Below are 16,384 nucleotides of genomic sequence, written 5' to 3'. Positions count from 1 at the left end.
ATAATAATACTCCATTTAACTTTAAATTCGTATTTTTACAACTTGATATTAAATGACTCAACTTTATTTACAAATAAAACTTAAGTGTTACTTGACATTGTTACACTCAATATGTATAATGGTATTATCTTTTTAAGAAAAGGAGTGATTTAACAATTATGTCAAAACAAACAGATGAAGAAATACAGACAAAACCTCAAGCAAACGAAGAGGAAAATGCAGAACTTACTTACGACGAAGCTGAGGCCGAAGCTGAAGCAGTTGAAAATGAGTTTGACCTACTTCAAGAAGAGTTAATAGCTCTAAAAGACAAGTATGCAAGAGTTCATGCTGATTTTGATAATATCAAAAAAAGATTAGAAAGAGAAAAATATACTGCAGTTGAATATTCAAATGAGAAATTCGCTAAAGATATGATTCCAGTAATGGATGCTCTTGAGGGTGCGTTAGCCTCAGTAAATAGTGGAGCTGAAAAAGCTGAACTTTTTGATAAATTAAAAGAGGGAATTGAACTTACATATAAGCAGTTTATTACCTCTTTAGATAAACATGGAGTATCAATGGTATCTCACGATGAACCATTTGATCCAAACATTCACAATGCTGTTCAAAGCGTTGACAGTGAAGATGTTGAGTCTGGACAAATAGTTCAAACTTTTCAAACAGGTTATAAATATAAGAACAGACCACTGCGTGAAGCAATGGTAATTGTTGCGAATTAGATTCGTAAATAATTTAATAAAATAAGACTAAATAAATAGAAAAAAGATGCGACAGCATCCAACTTCAGTCGCCTTAGCGGCGAAAGCGGAGTAAAAGGGACTAGTTCCTTTTACGGACTAATAAATGGAGCGAATGAATTTGCTTCATTTTATGAAATAACATTAAGGAAATTATAATGAGCAAAGTTATAGGTATAGATTTAGGAACAACAAATTCATGTGTAGCAGTTTATGAGGGTGGCGAAGCTAAAATCATCCCAAATGCAGAGGGTAAAAACACAACTCCTTCAGTAGTTGCTTTCACAGATAAAGGTGATGTACTAGTTGGTGATCCGGCTAAACGTCAAGCAATCACAAACCCAGAGAAAACAATCTCTTCAATTAAGAGAATTATGGGTCTTATGATGAATGAGGAAAATGCTAAACAAGCACACGATAAAGTAACTTACAATATTGTAGATAAAGATGGTGCTGCTGCGGTTGATGTTGCAGGTAAGATTTACTCTCCTCAAGAAATCTCAGCTAAGATTCTTACAAAACTCAAAGAAGATGCTGAGGCTTATTTAGGTTCTAAAGTAACTGATGCTGTTATTACAGTTCCAGCTTACTTCAACGATGCACAAAGAAAAGCAACTAAAGATGCAGGTACAATCGCTGGTCTTAATGTTCTTCGTATTATTAATGAGCCAACTGCTTCTGCACTAGCTTATGGACTAGAGAGTAAATCTGAAGAGAATGTACTTGTTTATGACCTTGGTGGTGGAACATTTGATGTTACAGTTTTAGAGATTTCTGATGGAACGTTTGAAGTTCTTTCAACTGATGGTAACGCATTTTTAGGTGGTGATGATTTTGATAATAAAATTGTTGATTACTTAAATGCCGAGTTTAAAAACTCTCATGGTATTGATCTTAAAAATGACAAAATGGCTCTTCAACGTCTAAAAGATGCTGCTGAAAACGCTAAAAAAGAGCTTTCAAGTTCAACTGAGACAGAGATTAACTTACCGTTTATCACTATGACAGAAGCTGGGCCACAACACCTTGTTATAAAACTTACTCGTGCTAAGTTTGAAGGTATGATTGCTTCATTAATTGATGAAACTATTGAACACATTAAAGTTGCAATGAAAGAGTCTGATTTAGATAACAGTCAAATCAAAGAGATTATCATGGTTGGTGGTTCAACTCGTGTTCCAGCAGCTCAAGAAGCAGTAAGCAAATACTTTGGTGGAAAATCACTAAATAAAGGTGTTAACCCTGATGAAGTTGTTGCTGCCGGTGCTGCTATTCAAGGTGGTGTTTTAAGAGGGGATGTTAAAGATGTTCTTCTTCTAGATGTTACTCCTCTTTCACTTGGAATTGAGACTCTTGGTGGAGTTATGACTAAGATTATTGAAAAAGGTACGACTATTCCAGTTAAAAAATCTCAAGTTTTCTCAACTGCAGAAGACAACCAACCAGCTGTTAGTATTTCAGTAGGTCAAGGTGAGAGAGAGTTTGCTAAAGATAACAAATCTTTAGGTCTGTTTGAACTTGGTGATATTCCAGCAGCTCCACGTGGTGTACCTCAAATCGAAGTTACATTTGATATTGATGCTAATGGTATCCTAACAGTTTCTTCGACTGACAAAGGTACTGGTAAATCTCAGTCAATCACAATCTCAGGTTCATCTGGATTAAGTGAAGAAGAGATTAACAAAATGGTTCAAGATGCAGAAGAGAACAAAGCAGCTGACGGAGAGAGAAAAGCAATGGTTGATTTAAGAAACCAAGCTGATGCACTAATCGCTCAAACTGATAAATCAGTAGAAGAAATGGGTGACAAACTAGAAGCAGAAGAAAAAGCTAAAATTGAAGCTGCTATAACTGATTTAAAAGAAACTTTAAAAGATGAGTCTGCTACTAAAGAGCAAATCGAAGAAAAAGTAAAAGTTCTTACAGAAGCAAGTCATAAAATGGCTGAGCAAATGTACAAACAAGAGCAAGATCCAGCTGCTGCACAAGCTGATCAGAAAAAGAAAAAAGACGATGAAGATGTTATAGACGCTGAAATCGAATAAAGTTTATTATCGATACTGAGATAGAGTTTTTTCTCTATCTCAACAAATCTTTCTTAATTAGTGTTTAAAATCATTTTTAGCAACTTCTAAAGCTTCATTAAAATTTATTATCTCTCCGCCATACTTAGCTTTAAATCTTTCAGCCATTTTCTCATCTAAAAAAGCATACTTACTAACTTTAGTCATAGTACCTCTCTTTTTACTTCCTACAACATAGTGCGCATCTCCCACAGGAATAAATTTAAGTGAGTCGACATCAACTACTTTTGGGTTTTTAAGAGTAACCCCTTCACCAAGGTGGTCTTCTAAACAATGAATTGAGCAGTACTGATGATGCTTACCGTCGAGCTCAGCTGCATGACTTGTTTTATAAAACATTACTAAGTTCATCCCACATCTACCACATGAGCCTTTATTTTTTCCACTTTGAACTAGAGTAGCCTCCTGTGGGCTTACAGATTGGTACATACTTGATTTAACATGTGGTTCTTTATCCGGTCCACAACCAACTAACAGTAAAATTGCTATTATTGCTATATATAATTTCATTATTTTTTATCCTTGAATTTTTTATTATATGGTATATTACTATTTAACTATTACATAAGTATTAAAAAGTGACAAAATCATGACAAAAAGTTTATTAATGAAAGAAAAAATGCAAATATTAAAATATAATTCAGAAATTACAAAATGAATAGAGTAAAAAAATATCTCAAAGAGATAATTACATTTTTTATATTTATAACTATTATAGCCAACATTATTAGCATCTATAAAAGCAGTGATTTAAATAAAGCAGCACTTCAAAACATCAATATTACTCTTTTAGATGCACAAAGTTATACATATCCTAAGGGTAAACCCATTCTTATACACTTCTGGGCTACTTGGTGTCCTACATGTAAGCTTGAAGCATCTAATATACAGACTATATCTGAGAACTATGAAGTCCTAACCATAGCGGTTAATTCAGGCGATAATAATGATATTAAAAAATATATGAATAAGCATAACTTGAGCTACAAAGTCTACAACGATAATAATGGTTTTTTTGCAAAAGAGTTTAAAATAGCAGCTTATCCAACAACTTTTATTTATAATAAAAACAAAGAGTTAGTCTTTAGTGAAGTAGGGTTTACAAGTACTTGGGGACTATGGATTAGAATGTGGTGGGCTGGGCTTTAACAATAAATATATATTTAAGGCAAAAAAGTTTAAAGAGAGAGAACATACTATTGCATATGATGAAGAGATAACGACGCACATGCGTCGTTATTTGAATTTTATTTTATTTTTACAGCATAAGCTTTATCCGAAAGTGGAACCCACGGACGTTTGATGTGTTGAGGACGACGAAGTTTATCATCAGAAGTTAACTCACGAGTCAAATCATCTCTCCATCCTTGATAAATTTTAAAGTTATTATCATAGTTTACATAGATATCACCAATCTTATCACCTTCTTGAGCAGGTTCTAAAATAACTTTTTGATGCCAACAATGCATACCAGAAATTGGGTCTGGATGAGCTGCAGCTACAGCATTTTGCCATGAACCACTTAAACCATCCCACCAGATGTTTCCACTGTCTCTGTTGTAATCAGCAAATCTATCAGTATGGAAAGGTTTGATTCCCTCTACATATTTAAGTTTACCTTCTTTACCATCCATTTGAAGTTCAGCAGTTGGAACACCAAAGCTATTGATACCGCTTGTACCATCATAATCTTCAATCTTAATCTGACCAGCTACTTTACCTGCATTTTCAGGTGAATGAGCCATAAATTTAGGATCGTTCATATTTCTTGCAACTGGTTGTGAATCAACCTTACCATCAGTAACACCATTTGGTATAGTCACAGAGTTTACAAGTTTCCATCTACCACCATGGTGAGAACAGGCAAGTGTTCCAGGAAGTACACCCTCAGTAGGAACTGCCATAGCTACAAAGTAACCAGATTCTAAACCAGTAACACTATCTGTAATCCTTACACGAATTGAGTCACCACGTTTAAATCCTTGACGAGCAGCATCTGGAGTAGAAATCCAAATAGGGTCATGATTTTGTGATATTTCCATTAGATGCTTAGAGTTTGCAGAACGCGTATGAATATTATACGGCAGACGGAAAACTGTGTTAAGCGCATATGAGTTTTTCTCAGTCATATAAGAGTGGTCAACATGAGATACAATATGAACCATTTCTTTTTTCTCTTTTGGAGTTCTTGGATAGAATGGAATCGCATATTCTGGCCATTTCCAATCATCAGCTAACCACTCACAGAAGAAGTCAAGCTTCTTGTCTAAAGTAGCAAAACCTTCCATCATCTTACCATCAATTTCAATAGCAACTGGTTTTTTACCATCTTTGTACATAGTACTGCCATCGTGATCTTTTGCATAAATAACACCTGTTTTTCTATCAATAGTAAGATCTTTTTTATCATACTTATGACCATGTGAAGTAAGCGTTTGACCATCATATTTGACCGGCTTTTCTTGTGCAGAATAGATTTTATTCTCTTCCATCCAAGCACCATGGTCTCTCATATACTCATATACCGGAAATTCTGCATTTTTATATCTAGAGTCTGCAGTTGCAGTAGCTTTAAGATTTGGTAAGTTATCACCAAATGCAGCATCATACCACTCAGCAATAGTAACTGGAGTACCAGGAGTCTTTTTAGATTCCCACATAGATCTGATTGATTTAGTCTTAGCATCATCAATAAAGATTTTACCATCTGGATCGATGTAATTAACACACATATCAAACCAGAACTCATTCTCTTCCCAAACTTCACCAAGACCGGCTTTAATATGGGCTTCAAGTGTAGCACGAGCTGGATTTTTAGGTTTCCATCCAGATTTTTCTAAAGCAACTCTCATTACAGGCTGACGGAAAGAAGTCCAACGTGCTGGCATAGTAGCTTCAGAGTGCTGATCGTGTCTCTCACCAGCTAGACCAACAGGTAAAATATAATCAACATACCAGTTAGTCTCAGACCATGTTGGAGATAAGTTAAATGTAAGTTCCATTTTAGACTCATCTTTTATAGTCTCAATCCATCTGAATCCATCCGGATTAATCCAAACAGGATTATACATACGAGGAATCCAAACAGCAAGTTTTTGTGGTACATTTAGACCTTTATCTATCCACTTTTGTTGCCACTTAGTATCTGCTAATAAGTGAGGCAGTAAAAATGACATTTCATAAGTTGATAGTGGCCATTCCGGTGGAAATGAAAGCTCATTATAAACATCAACTTTAGGGATATTTGAACCACGTTTACCCTGACCAACAGTTGAACTACCACCCTTACCAGCTACAGAAATAACATGGAAGTGATGGAAGAATGTTCCACCTTCAGGTCCAATTGCACCACGAAGAGCGATTGGTAAGAAACCTGTACGGCCACTCATCCAACCACCACGGTTACCAGCAGCAGTAGCTCTCCAGAAGTATGAAGAAATAGAAGTACCAGCCCAAATAAACATATCATATAACTTTTCAAGTCTATCTGCAGGAACACGAGTCTCTTTAGATACGTGTGCTAAAGTATATGGAGTATAAAGCTCTTGTAAAGTGTCTAAGAATGTATCAAAATCAACTTTTGTAGGTGCTTTAGAGATATACCCTTTTTCTACCATAAAATCTAAGTATTTTTTATTACTTAAGAATACTTCCCAGTTCATCCATTTCTTAACAAAATCTCTATCTACTTTACCTTCATTGAGAATTCTTTGAGTTAAGTAAAGATAAATTAGAGGTTCAGTACCAGGCCATGCAGCAATCCATAAATCAGCCATACCAGCTGAGTTAGACATACGAGGATCCATAACTACAAGCTTAGCACCCTTAGCTCTAGCATCTGCAATAAATGAAGCTGATTGTTGAAAATAGTGACCAGCGTCTGCAGCATGAGATGAGTTAAGGAAAACCAACTTTGCATTAGCCCAATCCGGAGAACTTCTATCATCATTTGCCCATTGAATAGTCGGAGTACGACCACCTGAAGAACAGATGTTTGTGTGTGAGTTGAAGGCATCACAACCAAGTGTGTGCCATACTTTACCAGTAAAACCATTCTCATTTGGACGACCAACGTGAAACATTACTGTTTTTTTAGATAACTCATCACCTTTAGCTAATGTATCTCCCATCTTTTTACCGATAGTAGTCATTGCCTCATCCCAAGTTGTACGAATCCATTTACCTTCACCACGAGCAGAACCTGGAGCTCTTTTTAGTGGGAATGCAATACGATCTGGATCATACATTTGTGATTGTGTAGCATAACCTTTTGCACAGTTACGACCACGAGAAGCCGGATGCAATGGGTTACCCATATACTTTTTAACTGTAAAAGTTTTCTTATCAATCCATGCAGTTAAACCACAAGAAGCCTCACAGTTTGAACATGCAGTCGGAACAATCATATAATCATTTACTTCAATACCGTCTGGATTAGCTTCGCTTTGTACACCATGACGGTCAATACCGCCTCTTTTCCAGTCATCTCCATCTAACTCTTTAAAGTCAGCCCATTCTTCCATTGGAGGGTAGAACGACAGTGAGTCTGGAGTATTTGTAAACTTGCTCTCTGTAACAGATTCAGCCATTGCGTCTGTTGTAAATACACCTTTAGCAATTGCAGCACCAGCGACAGTGAATGCAGCACCTTTTAAAAATGTTCTTCTACTTTGTAAATACATTTATTTTTCTCCCTAACTCATTGGTAATAATTGTGGAATCATTAACCAAACATGTTTAACTATGAATAGACCCACAAGTGCTAGTATTGCTGCTAGCTTTAATATGCTTTCGCTTTTTGAACTTCTTGACAATACTATTAAAAGCATTGGTAATAAATAAGTCATCCATTGACCTAGCCAGAACATAACTGTATATGGCCCATCACCTTTAATATACTCTAAAGTAAATGCTATCTCTTCAGCTTTCATAGCTCCAAATATATACTCAGACATATAGATAATGAATGACATTAATGCACTAAGTCCTAAAACTACACCTAATGTCTTTTTAGCTTCATAAGTTAGTTTAGAACCACCTAGAAGTATCATTGCTGCTGAACCTGAAAGAAGTGCAGCTAAAATCATTTGAGCTGATTCTGCTGGCATTTGCCATAATTCACGAGCTGTACACTGAGACATAAGTGCTGCTGTGTAAAGTGTTACCGGGATTGCTAATATAGCTGTCCATAAAAGAATCTTGTCATAATTAGCATTACACTCATCTTTAGTTCTTGCTCTCCATGCTACAAGCACTAGGAGAGTTAATAAACCTAAGAATGCTGAAGCCATAAACGTACCCCATGCAATTGCAGATGAAAAGCTAGGATGAACAAGTATATGCCAAAATCTAAATGGCTTGTGTAAGTCACCTAATGTGAATAATAAGAAAATATTAATAAATATAAAAGCTACTATTGCTGTTTGCAATCTTAATTTATTACCAGATTCTGGATGCATTCTAAGAAGTAAAAATAGCATAAAAATTACACCAGTACCAATACTCTTAGCCCACATATTTACAGTTACTAACCAAGGCCAAACTACACCTGGTAAAGCTACATCTAAAGTTACCACAGCATTTGTTGCTGCTAATATTTCATGTGCTGCCATTAGTGGTGTCCTCCTACAGGAAGTGTTGTTATTTTACCAAATAAGTTATGACCTTCACCTCTATGAGAAGCAAGTGGGTTAAGAGAAACATTACCGCCACCTACATAATAGTGATGAGGGTTTGTACCCTTTTCTGGCTTACGCACTTGAACGTTTCCTTGATTTACTTGAATATATTTAGAAATATTTGATGTTGGATCATCTAAGTCACCAAAAATATTTGCTTGAACTGGACAAGCAACAACACAAGCTGGCATCATTGATGATGCGATACGGTGTGCACAATAAGTACATTTATCTGCTGTTTGTGTTTGAGGATCAATATAAATCGCTCCATATGGACAAGCCATAACACAACCTGCACAACCTATACAGCGCTCTTTATCGATATTCACAATACCATTATCTAAATAATGTAATGCACTAACCGGACAGATTCTCTCACATGGAGCATTCTCACAGTGATTACATCTAAGCGGTGTAAATGTTCTTTTTGTATCTGGGAAAGTCCCCACATCTACATACTTAACACGAAGTCTCCATGTACTAAGTGGAACTTCATTTTCCACCTTACATGCGATTTCACATCCTTTACATCCCATACACAAATGTAAGTCAACGAGGAAACCTAATTGCATATATTCTCCTTTGGCTTTTTTTTTAATGGCAAATTTAAGATTTATAACTATATCTAATACATTTTAAAAGAACCAATTATAATCATAAAAATAGGCTCTTTTGCTACAAAAATAGTATCAAAGTAATCTTAAATTAGTTATAAACACGTGATAATTTTTTGATAACTTTTTATAGTTGTGTAGTTTCGTCAACTACTAAAGTCTATTAATCAATTAAACATTTTATCAGAATTATTTATGTACAATCAACACAAATTAACTATTAACTATTAACTATTAACTATTAACTATTAACTATTAACTATTAAACGATGGATTGAATGATGCAAAAACACAATATACTTATAGTTGATGATAATGCGAAGAACATTCAACTAGCTGCTAATGTTTTAAAATCAACCAACTTATATAATATTTTTTTTTCTACAAGTGGTGAAAAAGCCATAGAACAATTCAAACTACGAAAACACTCTCTTATACTTATGGATATAAATATGCCCGGATTAAACGGTTATGAAACGGCTTCTATTATAAAGAAAGACTCAACAACAAATATACCTATAATTTTTCTTAGTGCCAATGCTAATAAAGACAGTATTAGAAAAGCTTTTGAGCATGGTGGTGAAGACTACATAACAAAACCTTTTGATGAGTTAGAGTTGATTCACCGTGTAAAAACTCATGTTGATTTATTCAGCGCAAAAGAGAATCTTCTACAAGAGGTAAATGAGACTAAAGCACTTTTAGAACAGTATAAACTTGCTGTGGATGCTAGTGCAGCAGTCTCTAAAGCAGATTTAGAAGGAAACATAATATATGTAAATAATAGGTTCTGTGAACTAACTAAATACCCAAGGCAAGAGCTTATTGGAAAAAATCACAGAATATTTAGAAGTCCTGATGTAAGTGATGAAATTTACAAATCCATGTGGGAAACTATCACCAGTAAAAAGACATGGAATGGACTAGTTAAAAATGTTGCTAAAGATGGAAGTAACTACTATTTTGAATCTACTATTTTTCCAATACTAAACTATAGCAACGAGATTATTGAGTATATAAGCATAAGAACCGATATCACAAAAGAGATAGAGCTACAAAACGATATTGTTGCTACTCAAGAAGAAGTTCTACACACATTAGGTGAGTTAGGTGAGTGGCGATCAAAAGAAACTGGTGATCACGTTAATAGAGTCTCTTTAATCTCTGAACTTTTAGCTAAAGCATATGGATCTACAGATGAGGATGTAGCTCTTTTAAAAATGGCATCTCCAATGCATGACATTGGAAAAGTAATTATACCAGATGCCATTCTTTTAAAACCAGGAAAATTAACGCTTGAAGAGTTTGAGATTATGAAGAACCATACTACTTTTGGATGGGAAATATTTAACAAATCAAAACACCAATTACTACAAGCTGCAGCTCTTATCTCATATCAGCATCATGAGAAATGGGATGGAACAGGCTATCCTAGAGGTCTTAGTGGTGAAGAGATTCATGTATTTGGCAGAATCACAGCTATTGCAGACGTATTTGACGCTCTTACTAATGATAGAGTATATAAAAAAGCTTGGAGTATTGAAGATACTATCCAATATATCATATCTCAAAAAGGCACTGCTTTTGAGCCTAAACTGGTTGACTTACTAATAAAAAATTTAGATGAAGTACTAAAAATAAAACAAAAATACAACAAATAATGCAAAAAAAAATATCTGCTACGATTATTATCTTAGTTGTTATAATAGTATCTATTCTTATCATGATAATACCTACCTTCTTTACAAAAGATTTCTCAAGAACCTCACTTAACAAAGAGTTTGAACTTCCTCTAATTTTAAATGATGACAAAGATATAAAACTTCTATTTTTTGGATACTCAGGATGTGCAGATATATGTACTCCAAGGATGCAAGATATAAGCACTCTTTACAAATCGCTTGATAAAAAAACAAAAGAGAGAGTAGGCATAGAGTTTTTAGATATATCGGTTCCTGATGATGAAACTCTTCCAAACAGGTTTGCTAACTTTTTTAATGAAGACTTTAAAGGAATATATTTAAATAAAAATATTTTAAGAGATTATACAAAAGTCTTCAGTGTCTATTTCTCAAAATCTCTTATAGATAAAACAAAGTATGATCATACAGCAAACTTATATCTTATAAAGAGAGCAAAAAACAAAAAAGAGATAAGATATATATATAATTCTTATCCTTATGATTTCACTCAAATAAAGTTAGATATAGAGGAATTACTCCATGAATAGTTTATTAAAGGCTTTTTTTTTAGACAGCACCTTTTCTTCTGATAAGAACAAAGAGTATGCACGTGCTGATAGATTTATGCTAAAGCTAGTATTTGTACACTGGATTATTGTCTCTACAATTACTGCCTACTTGTTTGATGCTTATCTACTTGGATTTATTGGTGGAGGAGTTCTTTTTACAATTACTTACTTTGCTTACAAATCATTTACAGGGACTCAAACATATAGGTATGTACTAGCCTTAGTTCTTCTTACTTTCTCTATTATAATGATTCAACAGAGTCTAGGTCGAATTGAGATGCACTTTCATATCTTTGGAGCTCTCTCATTTTTAGTTATATACAGAGACCATAAGATTATTACGCTCGCATCTGTATTTACAATACTCCACCACCTAATATTTAGCTACCTACAACAATACAACGTAATTGTCTTTGATACACCTATTGTCGTTTTTAACTACGGGTGTGGTTTTGATATTGTCTTATTGCACAGTGCCTTTGTGATTTTTGAATGGTTTGTTTTAGCTAATATTGTTTTTTATATGGATAAAACACATCAAGAACTACATAGGACAAAAGAGGCATTAGAGTCTGTGAATAAAAACCTTGAGAGTATGGTTGAGATAAGAACTCTAGAGTTAAAACAGGCAAAAGAAGAAGCAGATTCTGCAAATAATATGAAGTCTGAGTTTCTTGCTAATATGTCTCATGAGATTAGAACACCGATGAATGCAATCATCGGTTTTACAAATTTACTTGAAAAAAGTGTAAAAGACACTACAAATCAAAACTATGTAAAATCAGTACAAGATAGTTCTATAATATTGCTTGCCCTTATTAATGATATTTTAGACCTATCAAAAGTTGAAGCAGGAAAACTGGAGATTCAATATATAGCCACAGATATCAGAGCAGTCGGGGATGAGATTAAAAATGTTTTTTATCACAAAGCAAAATTAAAAGCTCTTGAATTAAATATAAATATTGATAATTCAGTTCCAGAGTCTTTAATGATTGATGAAGTGAGAACAAGACAAATTCTTCTAAATTTAATTAGTAACGCTATTAAATTTACACCCGAAGGCTTTGTAAACCTAAATATATTTAGCACAACAAAGCAAGAGACAAACAATATCAATCTAATTATAGAGATCCAAGACAGTGGAATCGGCATGGATACTATTGAACAAGAAAAGATGTTTGAAGCATTTGCACAACATACAAATCAAAGCAACAAAGAGTACGGTGGTACCGGCCTTGGTTTATCCATTACAAAACAGCTTGTAAAGTTGATGGATGGTGAGATTAGTGTAAAGAGTAGTAAATTCAATGGATCGACTTTTACAATAAAATTATCAAATATTGAAGTCACACAAAATATTCCAGTAGCTAAATTAAGAGCAAATCAAAAAGTCATATTTGAGAAAGCCATCGTACTTGTGGCAGATGATATTAAACTAAATAGAGAACTTATAATAGAATATTTAAAAGACACTCCACTGACAATTATTGAGGCTATAGATGGGCAAGAAGCAGTAGATATGGCAAAAGAGCATCAAATAGACCTAATACTTATGGATATAAAGATGCCAAAGAAAAATGGAATAGAAGCTACAAACGAGATTAAGAAGTTTAAAAACATTCCAATAATCGCAATTACTTCATCTGTAGCCTTCAGTATACATAATAAAGTATATGATATATTTGAGAGTTTTTTATATAAACCTTTGAAAAAAGAGAGTCTATTAATTACTATGTCAGATTACTTAAAGTCTGAAATTCAAGTCTTAAATAACGAACCTGCAATAACTCAAATACATCAAAGAGAGATTTCATTAGATAGCCATCCATCTTTAAAAGAGTTGTTATTAGAAGCAAAAACAGCTGGTGATATAGAACTAATACAAAAATTCGCGGATCAACTATATATATTTGCAACAAAAGAAAATGTAGAGAGTCTTATAAATGTTTCTAATAAACTCTCCACAGCTGTGAAGAGTTTTGATATTGGAGAGTGCGAAGTTTTACTAAATATGTTTAGGAGTTAAAATTATTTTCTAAATGTATCAAAGTAACATCATCATCAAACTTGTATTGATTCAACGACTTAGAAGTGTAATCAATCAGGGATGGATTACCAATTAACAGTCTTGGTATAAAATGATCTTCGTCTTTTTTTATATGTTCAACAAGTCCATCACTATAAAGCATTATTGACTTCCAATCTGAAATATTTAATTTAGTTACTTCAGGTATTTTAGAGAATTGCATAAACGGTAGGTTATTAGCCTTGTTCCTAAAGATTTCATTCTTTCCTTTGATTTCAAATGGATACATACCACCAGATGCATATGAGAGTTTCTTGTCTTTTGGACTTATCATTATCATAGTATAAGATAGTTGTTCTAACTCTCCTAAGAATGTCTTAATCGTTGGAAATAGTTTTTTACATATCTTTTTCAAACCACCCTTTCCTTTGACCAGCTCTTTTATAGTTGCAGATGCAGCAAAAACTGTCAATGCAGGAGAAACACCATGCCCCTGACCATCCAATATATATATAAATATTGAACCATCATCACGTCTAAATAGCGAATAAAAATCACCGCAAAGTATATCTGAGGGGTGATATATCACCTTTAAATTCTTTTCATCCAACTCATTAACAATACCTGCTTCGAGTTTTTCTCTTGCAATATTTTGTTGTGAAATATCATAATCACGCAATATCTTATTTTTAAGATTCAACTCTTTAAGCTCTGTAATATTATGACGAATAGATATATATTCTAGAATATTACCATCACAATTTATAATAGGATAGATTGAAGCTTCAACCGTATATTTTGAACCATCTTTTTTAACATTCTGAAATATACCACGCCAAATCTTTTTTGCTTGAATAGTATCCCATAGTTCTTTATAGATTTCGCTTGGAGTATCTGGATCTCTTAAAATGGAATGAGGCTGACCAAGGAGTTCTATTATGGAGTAGCCGGAAATTTCAACAAATTTATTATTTGCATAAGTGATAGTACCTAAAAGATCCGACTTTGACACGATATTTGTTTTATCAACAATATATTTATATTGTTCTAATATATTTGACTCGCAATCTTGCATTGTTAAATCTTCTTATTTTATTATAAGAGATTGTAACTAATAAAAAAATTAAAGTCAAATTATATTATTTGTTTTTATTCTTCGTCATCTTCTGCTGCTTCTGCCAAACAGTCCATACCATCTGAATGGTCTTGTACATGCGCACCATAAGTATATGTAAGTTCTCCACCCATTTTACCTTGATATAAAGTACCACCTGCGATAATAGCAACTAAAATTATTGCAAAAAGTTCTGCTTTAAAAGACTTCTTAAGACATCCATAAAACTTAATAATAGCTGCTATACCCATAGCTATTGCTAAATAAAGTCCAAGATCCTTGTGCTGTATCAATAACTGTTTTCCTTCTCCGGAAAGAAATTTATACACTTCTCCTCCATCTTCTTTTCCACTAAAGAAAGCAGCTATGATAAATATAGCTGCAAAAACCATAAAACGAGTAGAGACCTTTGACATAAGTTCACTTGGCTTATATAAATAAGCTAAACCTAATAATAAAGAAATAATTGGAAGTGATACTGCGAAATGAGCGAGTGCTGGATGTAACATGTAATACCCTTGTTTTGATTTATAAGGGTATTGTACACTTTATTTTATAGTTTTTTCTTATGAAATAGAATTACTTAGTTAATCTTACCCGTACAGATTGCTCATGAGCAGTCAATCCTTCAGTATTTGCAATAAGTGCACACTCTTCACCTATTTCATTAATAGCTCTATTTGAAAAAGAGATAATAGAAGTTTTCTTCATAAAGTTTTCCACTCCAAGTGGAGAGTAAAATTTTGCTGTTCCACCAGTAGGCAGGGTATGATTCGGCCCAGCTACATAATCACCAACCGCTTCAGGAGTGTTGTGACCTAAAAAGATTGCACCGGCATGTTTTATAAATGGTAAAAGTTCAAAAGAGTTATCAGTAGCAACTTCTAAATGTTCAGGAGCGATATCATTCATAAGTCTTATTGCTTCATCCATGTCTGAAGTCACTATGATTGCTCCGCGTTCCTCTATAGACTTTCTAGCTATCTCTTGGCGAGGTAGTTTTTTAAGCCAGATTTCTATCTCAACTTTTACCGCATCTGCTAGTTTCTGAGATGGAGTAATCAAGATAGAACTTGCCATTTCATCATGTTCAGCCTGAGAAAGCATATCTACGGCTAAATGATTGGCATTTGCACTGTCATCAGCTAGTATTCCTATCTCACTTGGTCCTGCGATCATATCAATATTTACATCGCCAAAGACCATTTTTTTAGCAGTTGCTACAAAAATATTTCCAGGTCCTGTAATAACATCTACTTTAGGGATGCTCTGTGTACCATAAGCCATTGCAGCAATAGCACTAGCCCCTCCAACTTTATAGACCTCACTTACACCACAAAGGTGACAAGCAGCTAAAAGAAGCCTGTTTGGCTCATTATCAGGCGTTGGAGTACAAACTACAATATTCTCTACTCCTGCGACTTGAGCCGGAATAACATTCATCAAAAGTGAAGATGGATAAGCCGCTTTCCCACCAGGAATATAGAGTCCTGCACTATCAACAGGCGTTACTTTTTGACCTAAAATAGTTCCATTGTCTTCTGTGTCAAACCAAGATTTTGGTTTTTGTTTTTCATGGTAAATTTTAATTCTATCATATGCCAGGTGCAAAGCACTTTTTAGTTTAGCGTCTATATTGTCATAGGCTTCTTTCATAGAGTCTGTTGAGATTTTTAAATCCTCATCCCTCACTGGAGTCCAATTATCAAACTTAGCAATATGTTTTTTTAATGCAACATTTTTATCAGTTTTAATCTCATCTATAATACTTCCAACGATAGCACTAACATTAGCGATATCCATTTTTCCTCTTTGTAAAAGCTCATTGAAACTCTCAGCAAAATCAGGACTGTTTGTATTTGTAAAAATCATTC

The 16,384-nt window shown here is 34.0% G+C and carries 13 protein-coding genes; 6 read left to right on the top strand and 7 right to left on the bottom strand.

Annotation, left to right across the window (positions count from 1 at the left end; genetic code table 11):
* Positions 1-158: 158 nt before the first annotated feature.
* Together grpE and dnaK are read left to right on the top strand one after the other, a co-directional pair.
* Entirely contained in the window at positions 159-722 is a 564-nt protein-coding gene (gene grpE / locus ACLHDE_RS02950) for a nucleotide exchange factor GrpE (protein WP_415397672.1), read from the top strand.
* A gap of 176 nt (positions 723-898) precedes the next feature.
* The gene (gene dnaK / locus ACLHDE_RS02945) at positions 899-2,785 is read left to right on the top strand and encodes a molecular chaperone DnaK (protein ID WP_415397671.1); all 1,887 of its coding nucleotides are present in this window, start codon (positions 899-901) and stop codon (positions 2,783-2,785) included.
* 57 nt (positions 2,786-2,842) lie between these two features.
* On the opposite strand, the gene ACLHDE_RS02940 is transcribed toward dnaK, so the two are convergent.
* A complete protein-coding gene (locus ACLHDE_RS02940; RefSeq protein WP_415397670.1) occupies positions 2,843-3,334 on the bottom strand; it encodes a nitrous oxide reductase accessory protein NosL in 492 nt (163 codons plus the stop codon).
* Between the two features lie 144 nt (positions 3,335-3,478).
* Between ACLHDE_RS02940 and ACLHDE_RS02935 the strand changes: the two genes are divergently transcribed.
* Positions 3,479-3,973 (top strand): redoxin domain-containing protein, encoded by a 495-nt coding sequence (locus tag ACLHDE_RS02935; RefSeq protein ID WP_415397669.1) that lies wholly within the window; start codon positions 3,479-3,481, stop codon positions 3,971-3,973.
* A gap of 98 nt (positions 3,974-4,071) precedes the next feature.
* Here the strand turns inward: ACLHDE_RS02935 and ACLHDE_RS02930 are convergent, their stop codons facing one another.
* From ACLHDE_RS02930 to ACLHDE_RS02920, 3 genes are read right to left on the bottom strand one after another with little or no spacing between them, the layout of a single operon-like run.
* The gene (locus tag ACLHDE_RS02930; protein ID WP_415397668.1) at positions 4,072-7,506 is read right to left on the bottom strand and encodes a molybdopterin-dependent oxidoreductase; all 3,435 of its coding nucleotides are present in this window, start codon (positions 7,504-7,506) and stop codon (positions 4,072-4,074) included.
* Positions 7,507-7,518: 12 nt separating this feature from the next.
* Entirely contained in the window at positions 7,519-8,436 is a 918-nt protein-coding gene (gene nrfD, locus ACLHDE_RS02925) for an NrfD/PsrC family molybdoenzyme membrane anchor subunit (RefSeq protein ID WP_415397667.1), read from the bottom strand.
* Entirely contained in the window at positions 8,436-9,074 is a 639-nt protein-coding gene (locus ACLHDE_RS02920) for a 4Fe-4S dicluster domain-containing protein (protein WP_415397666.1), read from the bottom strand. Before ACLHDE_RS02920 ends, nrfD begins: the two co-directional genes overlap by 1 nt.
* Before the next feature lie 323 nt (positions 9,075-9,397).
* On the opposite strand from ACLHDE_RS02920, the gene ACLHDE_RS02915 reads away from it, so the two are divergent.
* From ACLHDE_RS02915 to ACLHDE_RS02905, 3 genes are read left to right on the top strand one after another with little or no spacing between them, the layout of a single operon-like run.
* A complete protein-coding gene (locus tag ACLHDE_RS02915; protein ID WP_415397665.1) occupies positions 9,398-10,777 on the top strand; it encodes an HD domain-containing phosphohydrolase in 1,380 nt (459 codons plus the stop codon).
* Positions 10,777-11,346 (top strand): SCO family protein, encoded by a 570-nt coding sequence (locus ACLHDE_RS02910; RefSeq protein WP_415397664.1) that lies wholly within the window; start codon positions 10,777-10,779, stop codon positions 11,344-11,346. Before ACLHDE_RS02915 ends, ACLHDE_RS02910 begins: the two co-directional genes overlap by 1 nt.
* Positions 11,339-13,396 (top strand): ATP-binding protein, encoded by a 2,058-nt coding sequence (locus ACLHDE_RS02905; RefSeq protein WP_415397663.1) that lies wholly within the window; start codon positions 11,339-11,341, stop codon positions 13,394-13,396. Before ACLHDE_RS02910 ends, ACLHDE_RS02905 begins: the two co-directional genes overlap by 8 nt.
* Here ACLHDE_RS02905 and ACLHDE_RS02900 read toward each other — a convergent pair.
* The 3 genes from ACLHDE_RS02900 to hisD all read right to left on the bottom strand — a co-directional run bounded on the left by ACLHDE_RS02900 (position 13,386) and on the right by hisD (position 16,382).
* The gene (locus ACLHDE_RS02900; protein ID WP_415397662.1) at positions 13,386-14,471 is read right to left on the bottom strand and encodes a PAS domain S-box protein; all 1,086 of its coding nucleotides are present in this window, start codon (positions 14,469-14,471) and stop codon (positions 13,386-13,388) included. The genes ACLHDE_RS02905 and ACLHDE_RS02900 overlap by 11 nt on opposite strands.
* 74 nt (positions 14,472-14,545) lie before the next feature.
* Positions 14,546-15,019, bottom strand: a complete 474-nt coding sequence (locus ACLHDE_RS02895) for a DUF2231 domain-containing protein (protein ID WP_415397661.1) — start codon at positions 15,017-15,019, stop codon at positions 14,546-14,548.
* A gap of 70 nt (positions 15,020-15,089) precedes the next feature.
* Entirely contained in the window at positions 15,090-16,382 is a 1,293-nt protein-coding gene (hisD, locus tag ACLHDE_RS02890) for a histidinol dehydrogenase (protein WP_415397660.1), read from the bottom strand.
* Positions 16,383-16,384: the final 2 nt, after the last annotated feature.

The sequence above is a fragment of the Sulfurimonas iocasae genome (assembly GCF_047716755.1).
Lineage (GTDB): Bacteria > Campylobacterota > Campylobacteria > Campylobacterales > Sulfurimonadaceae > Sulfurimonas.
This window is presented reverse-complemented; position numbering and strand designations above follow the sequence as displayed.

Excerpts from the sequence above, each read along its gene's own strand:
- grpE (WP_415397672.1), top strand. The coding sequence starts at position 159 with ATGTCAAAACAAACAGATGAAGAAATACAGACAAAACCTCAAGCAAAC.
- dnaK (WP_415397671.1), top strand. The coding sequence starts at position 899 with ATGAGCAAAGTTATAGGTATAGATTTAGGAACAACAAATTCATGTGTA.
- ACLHDE_RS02940 (WP_415397670.1), bottom strand. The coding sequence starts at position 3,334 with ATGAAATTATATATAGCAATAATAGCAATTTTACTGTTAGTTGGTTGT.
- ACLHDE_RS02935 (WP_415397669.1), top strand. The coding sequence starts at position 3,479 with ATGAATAGAGTAAAAAAATATCTCAAAGAGATAATTACATTTTTTATA.
- ACLHDE_RS02930 (WP_415397668.1), bottom strand. The coding sequence starts at position 7,506 with ATGTATTTACAAAGTAGAAGAACATTTTTAAAAGGTGCTGCATTCACT.
- nrfD (WP_415397667.1), bottom strand. The coding sequence starts at position 8,436 with ATGGCAGCACATGAAATATTAGCAGCAACAAATGCTGTGGTAACTTTA.
- ACLHDE_RS02920 (WP_415397666.1), bottom strand. The coding sequence starts at position 9,074 with ATGCAATTAGGTTTCCTCGTTGACTTACATTTGTGTATGGGATGTAAA.
- ACLHDE_RS02915 (WP_415397665.1), top strand. The coding sequence starts at position 9,398 with ATGCAAAAACACAATATACTTATAGTTGATGATAATGCGAAGAACATT.
- ACLHDE_RS02910 (WP_415397664.1), top strand. The coding sequence starts at position 10,777 with ATGCAAAAAAAAATATCTGCTACGATTATTATCTTAGTTGTTATAATA.
- ACLHDE_RS02905 (WP_415397663.1), top strand. The coding sequence starts at position 11,339 with ATGAATAGTTTATTAAAGGCTTTTTTTTTAGACAGCACCTTTTCTTCT.
- ACLHDE_RS02900 (WP_415397662.1), bottom strand. The coding sequence starts at position 14,471 with ATGCAAGATTGCGAGTCAAATATATTAGAACAATATAAATATATTGTT.
- ACLHDE_RS02895 (WP_415397661.1), bottom strand. The coding sequence starts at position 15,019 with ATGTTACATCCAGCACTCGCTCATTTCGCAGTATCACTTCCAATTATT.
- hisD (WP_415397660.1), bottom strand. The coding sequence starts at position 16,382 with ATGATTTTTACAAATACAAACAGTCCTGATTTTGCTGAGAGTTTCAAT.